Source organism: Paenarthrobacter sp. GQ52, from assembly GCF_059759005.1.
Genome location: NZ_JCAXEJ010000011.1, coordinates 102,688 through 116,597 on the forward strand (window position 1 = coordinate 102,688; position 13,910 = coordinate 116,597).

Here is a 13,910-nt window from a genome sequence, read left to right on the forward strand (position 1 = left end):
GTTTGGGGGAGCGCCCAGAGGGTGTGCCCCCCCTAGCGAGTTCGCGGGAGAACGTCGAAACCACCAGGAAGCTACCAGCGATCCGGCAGCATTCCGGCGGTCTCGGGGCCGGTACCCCTTAGCCGCTCGCCTGGCTGAGCACGTCAGCGTCCTTGGGCGCCCCGACGGATCCCCGCTTTATCAAAGTTGCCACCAGATCCGGGCCGGGCCCGGCAGCTTTCCTGCCCTCAATCTGCCTGATCAGCGCTGAGGCTGCGGCAATTCCCATGTCGTAGACGGGCTGTGAGATGACGGTGAGCGGGGGAGTGGTGAGGCGGGTCCAAGCGAAATCGTCGTACATGAGGAGCGAGACGTCTTGCGGGACGGAACGCCCTGATTGCTGGATGGCTTCCACCACGCTCAGGGCGATCAGGCCGTCGGAGGCAATGATGGCCGTGGCGGCGTCCGGTCCGCTCAGCAGGTCCTGCGTGATCCGCATGATGGAGTCGGCGTCCCCTGCATTAAGCCGGATGAGGTCAGTGGGATGGGGGAGGCCCGCTTCGTCGAACGCGCGGTGGATTCCGTCCAGGCGGTCTGATATCTGCGAAGAGTCCAACTCCATCCCTGCAACATAGGGGGCGTCGGTTCGGACGGTGGAGACGAAGGCGATTCGCCGGTGCCCGGCCTCGATCAAGTGCTTGGTGGACTCGTAGGAAATGCTTCCCATGTCCACGGCAAAGGTCTCAACGTCAACCCCTGCGGCGGCGCGGTCCAGCAGGACCAGGGGGCGCCCGGACTCGCGGACCTGCTGCAGGTGGGAGGTTTCCACTGAGGAGGCCGGAGCAACGATGAGTCCGTCCACCCGTTTGTCCAGGAGCACCCGAACGGCGTCCACTTCGGCAGCCCGTTCCTCGTCCGTGTTGATGAGGATGACGTTGTAGCCGCTCTTCTTGGCGGTGTCCGTGATGCCCCTCATGGCGAGTCCGAAGTGGGGGTTTTCGATGTCGCCCACCACCACGCCGATGGTGTTCGACTTGCCGGTGTTCATGCTGCGCGCGAGTTCGTTGGGCCGGTACTCGAGCTCCTCGGCCGCGGCGAGGACGCGCTCGCGAACCTCATCGCTCACGGCGCCGTAATTGCCCAACGCGCGGGCCGCTTGTGCCTTGGACACTTTCGCGGCTTTGGCGACGTCGGCAACCGTCACGTCCCGCCGTCGGGATCCGTCAGTGCTCATGTTCACCTTTCAGGAGGGGTGTTGACGCGGCTTTGTGAGTTCCGCTACATTTCTATCAATCGATGTGAGTCCGGTCTCAATCCTAGGGGCTGAGACCGGACTCAACAAGACCCCGCATCGAGCAATAACTTCAGCGGCTCCTGACAGCACCGCTTTCCCTCCCACGATTGGACAACGCTGTGATCAAACTGAATTTCCGCCCGGCAGCGCTCGCAGCAGCAGCCTTGGCGGCCATCCTCGCCCTCTCGGGTTGCGGCGGATCCACCGCCAGCTCCTCACCTTCCGCGGACAACCCCTACGGGCTGATCGAGCCCGGCACTATCCGTGTAGCCAGCCTCGGAGACTCCAAGCCCTACACCTTCACGGACAGCTCCGGTAACTTCACCGGCTTCGACGTGGAACTGTTCAAGGACGTGGCCCACCGCGCCGGCGTAGACAAAGTTGTCTTCACCGGACAGGACTTCTCCGGACTCCTCGCAGCCGTGGCCAACGGCCAGTTCGACGTCGGCGTTGCAGCTATCGGCATCACGGACAAGCGCAAGGAAACCGTGGACTTCTCCGACGGCTACCTAGCCGGATACCTGACGGTCATCACCACCAAGACCTCAGGCATCAACGACGCCGATGGCCTCAACGGCAAGCGCCTGGGCGTGGTCCAAGGCACCCTGCAGGAAGCCTACGCAGTCAAGAACTTCACCTCGGCGCAGCTGGTCCGCTTCCCAGACAACAACACCGCCATCTCCGCAGTCAACAGCGGTTCCGTGGACGCTCACTTCCTGGACTACGAGGCGGCCAAGGAATACCAGGAGCAGTTCGGACTGGTGAGTGCAGCGGACATCCCCTCCTTCGACGCACCGGCGGGCTTCGCTATCGCCAAGGACAAGCCCGCCTTCAAGGAAGCCTTGAACAAGGGCCTCGCCGAAGCAATGGAAGACGGCACCTGGAAGAAACTCTACGAGAAGTGGTTCCCGGGTTCGCCGATGCCGGAGCAGTACCTTCCGAAGGCCGAGCAGACCTCCAGCCCGGCTCCGACCGCCAGCAAGTAAGCCCCAAAACACCTAACGTCTGAGAGCACTCAATGGATTGGCTCAATACCATCAGCCGCACGTTCTTCGACCTTGATGCCATGGTCGAAGTACTGCCCCAGCTCCTCGGAGTTGGCCTTCTCAACACCCTGATCATCTCCATCGCAGCAACCATCCTCGGCGTAGTGATGGGCATGGTGGTGGCGGTCATGGGCATCTCGCGCTCCAAGTGGCTGCGAATCCCGGCGAGGATCTACACAGACCTTTTCCGGGGCCTGCCCGCTATCCTCACCATCCTTCTGATCGGCCAGGGATTTGCGCGGTTGAGCCAGTCGGTCTTCGGACCCTCGCCTTACCCGCTGGGAATTATCGCCCTGAGCCTCATCGCCAGTGCCTATATAGGTGAGATCTTCCGGGCCGGCATCCAGAGCGTTGATAAGGGCCAGGGGGAGGCCTGCCGGGCTTTGGGAATGAGCTACTCCAAGTCCATGGCCCTCGTGGTGGTGCCGCAAGGCATTCGCAGGGTCCTGCCCGCCTTGGTGAACCAGTTCATCGCAATCGTCAAAGACTCATCGCTGGTCTACTTCCTTGGACTCCTGGTCAGTGAGCGTGAACTTTTCCGGGTGGGCCAGGACGCAGCAGTACTGTCCGGCAACCTTTCACCGCTGGTCATGGCAGGCATCTTCTACCTGATCATCACGGTGCCCCTGACCCACCTGGTCAACTACTTCGACAACAAGTTCCGCACCGGCCGGCGTCGTCCCACGGCACCCGCCAGTGGGCTGAAGGAAGTCAAGGAACTCGATGCGGCCTCGCCGCTCATCACCGGGAGCAACACGTGAACCTCACAAGCAGCAGCGCCACCAGCACCAACCAGCCGACCAGCGACATTGAAAAGTTCCATGGCTCCAGCCTGGAACTGCAAAACCTGACCATGGCCTACGGGGACGTTGAGGTTCTCCGCAATGTCAGCCTCAACGTGGCGCCGGGAACCACCACCTGCATCATTGGCCCCTCCGGTTCAGGAAAGTCCACGCTCCTGCGCGGTGTAAACCGCCTGCATGAACCCAAGAGCGGCGATGTGCTGCTGGCCGGCGAAAGCGCACTCAAGGTCAAGCCGGACATCCTCCGGGCACGTATCGGTATGGTGTTCCAGCACTTCAACCTCTTCCCGGACCACACTGCACTGGAAAATGTGGCATTGGCCCTGTGGAGCGTCAAGGGAATGTCCAAGTCGGAGGCCCGGGAACGCGCCCGGCGCCGCCTGGCCGAAGTAGGCCTCGCAGAACGCGCTGATCACCGGCCACGCGACCTCTCCGGAGGACAGCAGCAACGCGTCGCTATTGCCCGGGCTTTGGCCATGGAGCCCGAGGTCATGCTCTTCGACGAAGCCACCAGCGCCTTGGACCCCGAGCTGGTCAAGGGCGTCCTCAACCTCATGGCAGGTCTGGGCCGCCGCGGCATGACCATGCTGGTTGTCACCCACGAGATGGGCTTCGCCCGCAAAGTGGCCGACCAAGTGGTGTTCATGGATGAAGGCGAAGTAGTGGAAATCGGAACCCCCACCGAGCTCTTCGACAACCCGCGCAGCGAACGCCTTCAGCGCTTCCTCTCGGAAGTGCTGTAATGGGCGGGAATCCCGTGACGCGCCAGCCAACAGCGGCACCCATCCGGACCGCCGTCGTCGGATTTGGCGTCTCGGGCAAGGTGTTCCACGCGCCGCTGATCGAAGCGGACGCGGACTACTCCCTTGACGTCATTGTCACAGCAGATCCGCAACGCAAGTCCGAAGCCCGGCGGCTCTACCCGCAGGCAAGGATCGTAAGCACCCCCGAGGACATGTTCGCCCTCGCCGGGGACCTGGATCTGGTGGTCCTTGGAACGCCGCCGCTTACGCACCTTGAACTCGGTGCCACAGCCATCGCCCATGGACTGAACGTTGTGGTGGATAAGCCGTTCGTCACCACCGTGGCCCACGGTGAGGAACTGGTTGGGCGGGCGTCCGACGCCGGTGTGCAGCTGACGGTCTTCCAGAACCGCCGGTGGGACGCCGACTTCCTGACGCTGCGCAAGCTGCTCCGGGCCGGCGCCCTGGGCGAAGTGCGAACGTTTGAGTCGCGCTTTGAATGGTGGCGTCCGGAAGGCTTCGGGAACTGGCGCGATTCGGCCACGCTGGCCGAGGGCGGAGGGATCCTCCATGACCTCGGCGCCCACCTGATCGACCAAGCCGTCCAGCTGTTCGGCCCTGTGGAGGAGAGCTACGGCGAGACCGCCAACCATGGCCCCCACGCGGATGCCGCCGACACCGAGGCCTTCGTGTCGCTGCGCCACGAATCGGGCGTCCGGACACGGCTGTGGATGAACGGAATGGCCGCCCAAGTGGGCCCGCGCTTCCACGTCCTCGGCTCCAAAGCCGGCTACACCAAGTGGGGGCTCGACAGCCAGGAACCGGCCCTCGCAGCCGGCCTCACGCCGTCGGACGCCACGTACGGCACAGAACCCCAGGAGTCTTGGGGGCTTCTGGGAGTGGACGGAGCAACCACGCCAGTCCCGGCGGAAAAGGGCGACTATCCACAGTTTTACAGGGAACTCGCAGCCTCTCTCCGTGGTCATGGGCCTCTTCCCGTGCAGCCGGCGGAAGCGTTGGAAACCCTCAGGATCATCGAAAACATCCACGCGTTCGCATAGGCGCGTTTCAGCATTCAGAACCCGAAAGAGAGATCACGCATGTCCTCCACCAAGCACGTCGCCGTCATCGGAGGCGGCATCCTGGGCGTCTCCACCGCCGTCCACCTGCTCCGCCAAGGCGCTTCCGTCACTCTGCTGACCGAGCAGGGCCTGGCAAGTGAAGCCACCGGCCGTTCGTTGTCCTGGCTCAACTCGGCGGGCGAACGCTCCACGCCGTACCACCTGCTGCGCGTTGCCGGCGTTGACCGGTACCGCACACTCTTCGCCGCGGACCCCAGCCGTGAGTGGCTGCAGTTCGGGGGCGGCCTCATGTGGAATGCGGCCGGGCAGGGCGAGGTCACCGAAGCCCGCCACGCTTACGAGAAGTCCATTGGCTACGACTCCAAGCTGTTGGCGCCTGAAGAGATCGCCTCGGTGACGCCCGGCATCGATGCCACAGCCGTCCCCGGGAATGCCATCTTCAACCCCGGAGAAGGCTGGGTGAGCCTGCCGGACCTGGTGAACTTCCTCATGGAGGAATTCCACGCTTTGGGCGGCCAGCTGATCCTCAACGCCGGCAAGGCCTCGGTAATGGTCGACGGCGGCCGCGCCACCGGCGTCGAAACTACCGGCGGTGAAACGTACCCCGCTGACGCCGTGCTGGTTGCCTGCGGTGCCGCGACGCCCGCCGTCGTAAAGCCTTTGGGCGTGGAAATTCCCAACGGTTCGCCGGTTTCCATGCTGGTGGTCACCAAGCCGGTGGAGCACCAGGTCACAGCAGTGATGAATACGCCCCGGGCTGCTGTTCGTCCCAACCCCGGCAAGACGTTCGCCCTGGATCACGACTGGTACGAGGAGCACATCACCGAGCATGCCGACGGTTCCTTCACCATCCCGGATGATGTTGTCCAGCAGCTGGCCGACGAATCCTCCAAGCTCATCGAGGGCAATCCCGAACTCAAACCGGCATCCTGGAAGATCGGCTACAAGCCCATCCCAGGCGACGGCGAACCGGTCTTCGGTGAACTCGGCCAAGTGCCTGGCTGCTTCGTAGCCTTCACGCACTCCGGTGCCACGCTGGGCCTCATCGCGGGTGAGCTGCTGTCAGGCGAGATCCTGAGCGGTGAAAAGCACCCGATGCTGGCCACGTTCCGTCCGGGGCGTTTCTCCTAGACCGCTGTTGCCCTAAACCGCCTTTTAGGAGGCCAATGGCCCCGATACGCCATCTGCTCAAGCGTGTCGGGGCCATTGGAGTTTAAGGTGACCCGTTCAGCAGGTCATGGCGCCTTTGAGGGGCTTACCCGTCCAAAAATTGTTGGAGCCAGGAACCTTGTAGTAGCCGCGGATTTCGTAGCTCCAGGTGCCGATGATCTCGATGCCGGAACTGTACGATCTTCCCGCGGCTTGGCTGAGGTCACCGGTGAACTCGAGGTTGCCGGAGCGGTCGTAGACCCTCACCTCGTGGTAGTTGGCGTTCGCCACCGTTCCGTACGAATTCACGGTGACTGTGGTGTGGAGTCCCAAGGTGCATCGCATCGTCACGCTGGCGCTGGCCGGGGCAAGGATGGTTGCTGCCGAGAACTGTGGGGTAGCGCGTTCACTGTCCGTGAAGGCGGCCACCGCGGCCGTTGGTCCGGCTACCAGGCCAAGAACGACGACGGCGACAATCACCAAGGCGCGCAGGAAACTGTTCCGCGGTGTCATGGTGATCGTTCTCTTTCTACTGTGGTGCGCTCAACGGAATACTCGCCGGGCCTGATCGGGCTGGGGGAAAGGAAACCGATCAGACCCGGCGGGGCTGTTGTGTTGCTGTGTTTATTTGGTGGTTTCGGTGCGTTGGGTGCCGGTGAAGGCGAAGGCGATGGTGGAGGTGGCGCCTTGGAAGTCGTTGTTCGCGGTGGTGGGGAACGCGGTGGTGACTTTGAGATTGTCGGTTTTGGCCGAGGTCAGGGAGGTGAGGTTGTTCAGGACCTTGTTCGCGGCGATCACCGGTGAAGGGGCCACCACGGTGGTTTTGGTGCCGGTGCAGTTGTAGGGGGCTGCGGCGCCGGTCCAGGCTACGGAGCAGTTTTCGATGGTCAGCTGCAGGCCGTTGGTGACATCGGTGGTGAGCAGGGACGCGGTGGTCCCGGCGGAGGTGGTGAGGGTGACGTTGTTCAGGTCCGAGTTGCCGGTGTTGGCCAGGGTGACGAGCTTTTCGACCTTGTCGCCGGGGAGCAGGCCTGCGACGGGGACGTTGAGGGTGTTGGCCGGGCCGGGTGTTCCGAGGGCGATGGTGACGGTGCCGGCGGTGACTGCCTGGGAGGCGGAGGTGGAGGAGGTGAAGGCGCCATAGGTGCCCATGCCTGCCACTGCGGCTGCGGTGCCGACCAGTGCGACGGACGCGAGGATCTTGCCGGAGGTGGTCTTGAGGCTGATGGCCATCTGAGTATGGTCCTTTCGGGAGGCCACCGTGGTCCGGCCGGCCGTTCGTTTTCCAGCCTCTCTGGCTGACAAGAACTACTGTGCAGGGCCCGGATCAAGAACAAATCCTGTGTTCAGTCAATAATTCCTCAAGAAAACCTCAAGACTTTTTCGGCGCCCCCGGACGACTGTTCCCTTGCAATGCGGAACGGAATATGACTAAGATCTCATTCATCAGGGTTAGAAAAGAGACCTCCTGTCGGAGGTTTTTTTCTGCCCTTTTTTGCTACCCAAAAAGGTGACCTCTGACAGGGGCAGTTTCCCGACAGAGAGGTCGGACGAAATGTCCAGTTTTGTTATCCGCGGTGTGCACGATGTTGTGTCCTACATCGACGCCCGCCCTGGGATTTCGGGGCGCGCAGGGCTCATTTGGTGGCTTGCCTTGGGCGGCCTGTTCCTCGATGCCTTCTCCAACTCGGCGCTCAGCGCCGGCCTTGGCCCCATGACCAGGGATCTTCAATTGAGCGCCACTCAGGTGGCTGTCCTCACCTCCCTAGCGTCCTGGGTCGCCATCGTTTTCAACCCCATCGGCGGGTGGATGGCCGACAAGTGGGGCCGCATTCCTCCGCTGGTCTTTGCCAAGTTCCTGGCCCTCGCTGGTGCCGCTTTTGCCGCATTTGCACCCTCCTTCGAGCTCGTACTTGTGGGTCGCTTCTTTGTAGGGGCCGCGTACGGCATCGATTTCGCCATCGCCATGGCGCTGCTCGCCGAGTTCACTCCCGCGCGGTTCAAGAGCAGGCTGAACACTTGGCAGGGAATTTGGTACTGCGCGGTCAGCGCCAACCTTTTGTTGGCGATCATGTTCTACAACATGGGCGTGGGGGAGTCGATCTGGCGTTACGCCGTTGGTTCTGCCGGTGTGGTGGCGCTAACGCTGTTTATTGCGCAACTGCTTTACATGGTTGAGAGTCCCACATGGGCTGCCCGAAAGGGCCTCGTGGACCGGGCCGCAGCCTCCATGAGCAAGATCTACGGAGAGAAATTCTCGGCGGCCCCGGTTGAAGACCGCTCCCCGATCGTGAACCAGGCAACCAAAGGATTTGCCAACATTGCCTTGATTTTCCGTGGCATTTATCTTCCCCGCACAATTCTGGCAGCGACCATTCAAATAGGTCAGTCCATCCAGTACTTCGCAGTGGGCTGGTACTTGCCCATCATTAGCCTGACTCTCTTCGGACAGGACTTTGTGGTCGCCACGCTTGGGGCCTTGGTGTTCAACTTGTTCGGCATACTCGGCGGATTCCTGTCACCGGCAATCGGCAAGAAGTTCGGCTTGCGAAAGGCATCCGCCATTGGGTTCGGAGCCGTCTTCGTCATGCTGCTGCTCCTGGGACTCTTTTACCAGAGCCTTCCGATCGTCCTCGCGTTCCTCATCCCGTCGCTCTTCATTCTGTTCCATTCGGGCGGTCCGGGGGCCAACGGCAAGAGCATTTCCACGCTTTCCTTCAGGAGCGAGCTCAGGGCTGGCGCCAACGGGGTGATTGGGGCTCTTGGCAGCACAGGCGCCGCGCTTGGGCTGCTGGTGTTCCCGCTTCTCAAACAGAATTTGGGCCTCGGACCTACGTTCCTCATTCTGGCCACCGTTCCGCTGGCCGCCTGCGTGGTCTGCAGCGTCATCAAATGGGACCCAACGCGGGCACCGGTCAGTCCGGATGAAGAGTTGAATGCCCCGCAGTTCAAGAGCGACATACAGCAGGCAGAGTTGGACCGCGTCTAGAAGGTGACACCCATGAAGCAACAAGCAATACTCTCGATCGATGAAGGAACCACGGGGACCCGCGCAGCCTGGGTCACCGGTGACGGAGTGGTTCATGGACTGGAATACCGGCACCTCGCCGTGGCCAGTCCCCGGCCGGGCGTCGTTGAGCAGGACGCCGGAGAAATATTGGCGAAGACCATTGATGCTTGCCGGATAGTTGTGCGCCGGGCGGCTGAAGCCGGCGTCGAACTCGTTGCGGTTGCGCTGGCAACGCAGAGGTCGACGGCGGTGCTCTGGGACACTGCCACGGGCACGGCTTTGGTGCCGGCAATGGTCTGGCAGGACAGTCGCCACGCTGCCGAACTCGCGGAACTGGGCAAGGAATGGGACAACCGTCTGGTGCCTTCCGTTGGACGCCCCGCCGGCGTCCGATCGCCCTACCTGTGGGCGGCCCATCATTTGCGTGAAACTCCCGCCGTCCGCGAAGCCCAGGCAGCCAACAGGCTGGGCTTCGGCACGGTGGAGACGTGGCTGCTGTGGAGCCTCACACGGGAAAAGAGCTACGTGGCCACCTCTACGAACGCAACGTCGGCCGGCGCATACGTGCTGGCAGGGCACAGCTATGAAACGGCGTGGATCGATGCCCTCGGATTCCCGCGGGAGCTCTTGCCCGAGCTGCGCCAGGATGCCGACCGGCTTGGGCACACGGACCCCGAAACGCTGGGTATCGAGCTGCCGATCCTGGCAGCCATGGGCGATCAGCACGCGGGTACGGTGGGCTTGGGCTGCCTCCGCGCCGGTCAGGCAATGTGCGTCCATGGCACCGGAAGTTTCGTTGACCTCGTTACCGGCTCCAGCCCGCCGGTAAAATCCGGGCTCTACGAGGGGACGTTGACGCTGACGGGCTGGAGACGGCACTTCCAAACCGTCTACGCCGTGGAAACATTCACGGCCACCACAGGTTCGGCCCTGGACTGGATCTGCAACACCCTTGGCTGGTTCGACTCATCACGTCAGATCAGCGAACTCGCATCGCAAGCCTCCAGTGCAAACGGCGTCATGTTCGTGCCCGCTTTGACGGGCATCAGGATTCCGGTAGTGGAACCCACAGCCCGTGCTTCACTTACCGGCCTGTCCATGGCCAGCACCCGCGCGGAGCTTGCCTACGCTGTCCTGGAGGGCATCGCGCACTCGGTGGCAAGCAGCGTTGAAGCCAATCAGGAAGTAGCCGGATTGGCCGTGACGGAGATAGCCGTCGGCGGAGGCATGTCAGCCAGCGACTCCTTGATCCAAATGCAGGCTGATCTGACAGGCCTGCCCATGCAGCGGCTGCCCCGTTCAGAGACCGCCAGCCTTCGCGGTGCAGCATTCATGGCCGGCTCGGACGGGCTTCTTTGGGAAACGCTCGATGCAGCTGCCGCGACTCTCGGCGGCGGCGAAATCTTTGAACCCCGGCTGTCACCGGACCATCGCTTGGATCGCAGGAACACCTGGAACAGGCGAATAGCCAGGGAACTTGACCTTGTTGCGTACTGACAGTGGGGGCCTGCTGGCATCCCCCAGGCATCCATCACCAAGAAACTTTGCACCAGAAAGACAATCACATGATCTCCATGCCCGCACGCAAGCCCAAGCTGGATCGAGCCAGGATGGTCTCGGACACGCCACTGAAACTGGACCGAAAGGAGCAGCTGGACGCCCTTGACGGCGGCGAGTTCGACATCATCGTCGTCGGCGGCGGCGTCACGGGAGCCTACACTGCGATGGACGCCGTCCTTCGCGGCTACCGGGTTGCGTTGCTGGAGAAGGACGACTTTGCGTCGGGCACTTCGTCAAAATCCTCCAAGATGATTCATGGCGGCCTTCGCTATATCGAACAAGGAAATCTGCCCCTTGTCCGGCACTCACTCCTGGAACGCCAGCGGCTGCGCAAGAACGCCGCCCACTTGGTGCAACGGTTGCCCTTCCTGTTCCCCGTTCTCTCGCAGGACGGCGTCTTCGACCGCCGGCTGGCGGCGGGTTTCGAGAGCCTGCTGTGGACCTACGACCTCGCCGGTGGCTGGCGGGAAGGCGTCCTGCACCAGAAGCTCAGTAAAAACGAGGTGCTGGCCCACTGTCCTACCTTCAAGGCCGAAAACCTTGAAAGTGGCTTCATGTACTACGACGCGCGCGCAGACGACGCCCGGCTGACACTTGCGCTGGCCAGAACGGCGGCCTTCCACGGTGCCACGGTCTTGAACGGTGCCAAAGTCAGCGAAGTGACAAGGCGCAGCGGCAAGGTGGACGGTGTGGTCATCGAAGCAGACGGCCGGGAACTTGCCGCACGCGCCAAAGCAGTCGTCATCGCCACTGGAGTCTGGCTCCGGGACTGGACCGGCGCCGCCAAGGACGCCGATGCTCCAAGCATTCGCCCGGCCAAAGGTGTTCACATCGCAGTGCCCTGGAGCAAAATCCGCAATGACTGTACTGTGACCATCCCTGTCCCCGGCAGGAACCGCCGAGCCACCATTACCCGTTGGGGAGACACCTCGTACCTCGGGACTACCGATGAGGACTACACCGGCGATCTGGATGACGTGAATTGCACCCGGGACGAGATGGACTTTCTGTTGGACGGTGCCCGAACCGCGCTGAACATGGACATCGAGGCAAGCGACGTACTCGGCAGCATAGGTGGTTGTCGTCCATTGGTGGCACCGCCCGGCGGCAAGACCATTGAGGTCAAGCGCAACCATGAAATCCGCACGGACCACGACGGATTGGTGACAGTAGTTGGAGGGAAGCTGACGACCTCCCGGCACATGGCGCAGCAAACCGTGGACGCAGCGCAGAAGGTGTTGGGCCAGAACCGTCGCTGCCGGACCTCCAACGCCTACCTCCTGGGCGCTGCAGGCTACGACACCGAAGCCGTCGTGGCATCTGGGGGCCTCGCCTCCCACCTTGGTGAGAGATACGGCACGGAGGCCAGGTTCGTGACGGACATCCTTGCGGAGGATCCGTCGTTGAACACCCCCATCGTTGAAGGCCTGCCCTATGTGGAGGGGGAAGTTATCTACGCGGCGCGCCACGAGATGGCTCGGAGCGTGGATGACATCCTCTCCCGCCGAACCCGGGCGCGGATGATGGCCCGGGACGCCTCCGCGGCGGCGGCAGCGAGGGTGGGCGAGCTACTCATGAAGGAACTGGACTTACCGGCCAGCATCGTGGAAGCCCAAGTGAATGACTACAAGAACCAGACATCGTATGAACGCGCAATCCTGATGGGAGACAACCGGAAATGATCAGCAAGGAAGCCGTCAAGAGGGGCTACAACAGGGGTAATTACACCGTAGGGGCACCCACCCAGCCGCACTATGCCGCCAGCCTCGGTGCACTTCCGGGCGAGCCGTACTACACCTCGGCAAGCCCCTGCGTGGTTGACGGAGCGACGTTGGAACTGCTTGCTGCCGCAGCAGAGAAGGTGGTGACCGACGTCGGGCTGGTCCGGGACGGTACCCGGGACTGGTGGGCCGGAACCATGATCGCCGAAACGAGTGGACACCCGGCAACCCCCGACGCCGTAATCGTGCACGTCTCCAGCACTGAGCAGGTGCAGGCCGTCATGCGCATAGCCCACGCGAAGAACGTTCCCGTGACGGTATCGGCAGGCCGGAGCAACGTCACGGGGGCGGCGTTGCCTGTCTCCGGAGGAATTGTCCTGGACGTCTGTGGCTTGGATAAATTCGTCTCCTTCGATGAGACCAGCCAGATCGTCGAGGTGGAAGCGGGTGTCTTCGGCGACGTTTTCGAAGAGACCATCCAGGCCCGCTACGGCATGACAATGGGGCACTGGCCCTCGTCATATGCCATCAGCACCGTGGGCGGTTGGGTTGCCTGCCGCGGGGCCGGACAACTCTCCACCAGGTACGGCAAAGTTGAGGACATGGTCTATGGCATGGACGTTGTCCTGGCCAATGGTGATCTTGTGACCCTGGGCGACAGCGCCCGCTCCGCCGTCGGCCCGGACCTCCTACAACTGTTCATCGGCTCCGAAGGCACCCTGGGAATTATCACCCGCGTACGTTTCAAATTGCACCGTCTGCCGAGTTACGGCAAAGCAATCGCCTACGGTTTCGACACTTTCGCGGGCGGACTGGAAGCCTGCAGGCAGATCATGCAGCAAGGCGGAACGCCTGCTGCGCTCCGGCTGTACGACGCTTTGGAGAGCGGCGTGCAGTTTGGCCTGCCCGACACCAATGTGCTGCTGGTGGCGGACGAAGGGACGGGCGAACTGGTTGACGCCGGGCTGGCCGTTGCCGAGCGGATCTGTGCTTCCACAGGCACCCGCTTGGACGGCGATGCCATTTTTGAGCGCTGGCTGGACACCCGGTACTTGACGGGAAAGAGCGCCGAGGGCTTCAAACGGAGCCCCGGATTCGTGGCCGACACCTTGGAGATGATTGGCCCGTGGAGTGCCCTTCCGGCGATCTACGCGGAGGTTGTTGAGGCCATCAACAACGTCCCTGGCACCCTTGCCGGGTCGGCACACCAATCCCATGCCTATGTTGACGGCGCCTGCCTGTATTTCTCCTTGCGGGGCGACGTCGATGTTCAGGACCGGGCTGACTGGTATCGGGCAGCCTGGGACGCCGCCAATGAGGTGATCATTCGACACCGGGCAACACTCAGCCACCATCACGGAGTCGGTTTGCTTCGTGCTCCCTACATGGAGTCTTCGCTCGGTAGCGGTTTCGGTGTCCTGCGCACCGTCAAGGCGGCTTTGGATCCGGGAAACCTGCTCAACCCGGGCAAGCTGGGTCTGGGAGTCAGGCCCGGGCAGGCGTCCATGGAGCAGAATTAGCTG

The 13,910-nt window shown here is 62.6% G+C and carries 12 protein-coding genes; 9 read left to right on the forward strand and 3 right to left on the reverse strand.

Translation table 11 applies throughout. The features are described from left to right. Positions 1 to 118: 118 nt before the first annotated feature. Entirely contained in the window at positions 119 to 1,213 is a 1,095-nt protein-coding gene (locus AC6CH8_RS15050) for a LacI family DNA-binding transcriptional regulator (protein ID WP_498191349.1), read from the reverse strand. A gap of 179 nt (positions 1,214 to 1,392) precedes the next feature. On the opposite strand from AC6CH8_RS15050, the gene AC6CH8_RS15055 reads away from it, so the two are divergent. Genes AC6CH8_RS15055 through AC6CH8_RS15075 form a run of 5 tightly spaced genes read left to right on the forward strand, consistent with a single transcriptional unit; the run spans position 1,393 to position 6,078 of the window. After that, positions 1,393 to 2,259 carry an ABC transporter substrate-binding protein gene (locus AC6CH8_RS15055; RefSeq protein ID WP_091465104.1) on the forward strand — a complete coding sequence of 289 codons (867 nt, stop codon included), beginning with the start codon at positions 1,393 to 1,395 and terminating at the stop codon, positions 2,257 to 2,259. Positions 2,260 to 2,291: 32 nt separating this feature from the next. Continuing rightward, on the forward strand, positions 2,292 to 3,080 hold the full coding sequence (locus tag AC6CH8_RS15060) for an amino acid ABC transporter permease (RefSeq protein WP_498191350.1): 789 nt from the start codon (positions 2,292 to 2,294) through the stop codon (positions 3,078 to 3,080). Continuing rightward, a complete protein-coding gene (locus tag AC6CH8_RS15065; protein ID WP_364307663.1) occupies positions 3,077 to 3,865 on the forward strand; it encodes an amino acid ABC transporter ATP-binding protein in 789 nt (262 codons plus the stop codon). Before AC6CH8_RS15060 ends, AC6CH8_RS15065 begins: the two co-directional genes overlap by 4 nt. Before the next feature lie 14 nt (positions 3,866 to 3,879). Next, a complete protein-coding gene (locus AC6CH8_RS15070) occupies positions 3,880 to 4,926 on the forward strand; it encodes a Gfo/Idh/MocA family protein (RefSeq protein ID WP_498191351.1) in 1,047 nt (348 codons plus the stop codon). A gap of 39 nt (positions 4,927 to 4,965) precedes the next feature. Then, positions 4,966 to 6,078: an NAD(P)/FAD-dependent oxidoreductase gene (locus AC6CH8_RS15075; protein ID WP_498191352.1), complete on the forward strand. Its 1,113-nt coding sequence runs from the start codon at positions 4,966 to 4,968 to the stop codon at positions 6,076 to 6,078. 96 nt (positions 6,079 to 6,174) lie between these two features. Here the strand turns inward: AC6CH8_RS15075 and AC6CH8_RS15080 are convergent, their stop codons facing one another. Further along, positions 6,175 to 6,609, reverse strand: coding sequence for a SipW-dependent-type signal peptide-containing protein (locus AC6CH8_RS15080; RefSeq protein ID WP_498191353.1), 435 nt, complete (start codon positions 6,607 to 6,609; stop codon positions 6,175 to 6,177). A gap of 111 nt (positions 6,610 to 6,720) precedes the next feature. Continuing rightward, positions 6,721 to 7,329 carry a TasA family protein gene (locus tag AC6CH8_RS15085; protein ID WP_364307671.1) on the reverse strand — a complete coding sequence of 203 codons (609 nt, stop codon included), beginning with the start codon at positions 7,327 to 7,329 and terminating at the stop codon, positions 6,721 to 6,723. A 322-nt stretch (positions 7,330 to 7,651) separates the two neighbouring features. Between AC6CH8_RS15085 and AC6CH8_RS15090 the strand changes: the two genes are divergently transcribed. The 4 genes from AC6CH8_RS15090 (at position 7,652) to AC6CH8_RS15105 (ending at position 13,907) form a co-directional block, all read left to right on the forward strand. Next, a complete protein-coding gene (locus AC6CH8_RS15090) occupies positions 7,652 to 9,085 on the forward strand; it encodes an MFS transporter (protein WP_498191354.1) in 1,434 nt (477 codons plus the stop codon). Between the two features lie 12 nt (positions 9,086 to 9,097). Next, positions 9,098 to 10,603: an FGGY family carbohydrate kinase gene (locus tag AC6CH8_RS15095; RefSeq protein WP_498191355.1), complete on the forward strand. Its 1,506-nt coding sequence runs from the start codon at positions 9,098 to 9,100 to the stop codon at positions 10,601 to 10,603. A 68-nt stretch (positions 10,604 to 10,671) separates the two neighbouring features. Beyond that, positions 10,672 to 12,348, forward strand: coding sequence for a glycerol-3-phosphate dehydrogenase/oxidase (locus tag AC6CH8_RS15100; protein WP_498191356.1), 1,677 nt, complete (start codon positions 10,672 to 10,674; stop codon positions 12,346 to 12,348). Further along, on the forward strand, positions 12,345 to 13,907 hold the full coding sequence (locus AC6CH8_RS15105; RefSeq protein ID WP_498191357.1) for an FAD-binding oxidoreductase: 1,563 nt from the start codon (positions 12,345 to 12,347) through the stop codon (positions 13,905 to 13,907). Before AC6CH8_RS15100 ends, AC6CH8_RS15105 begins: the two co-directional genes overlap by 4 nt. Positions 13,908 to 13,910: the final 3 nt, after the last annotated feature.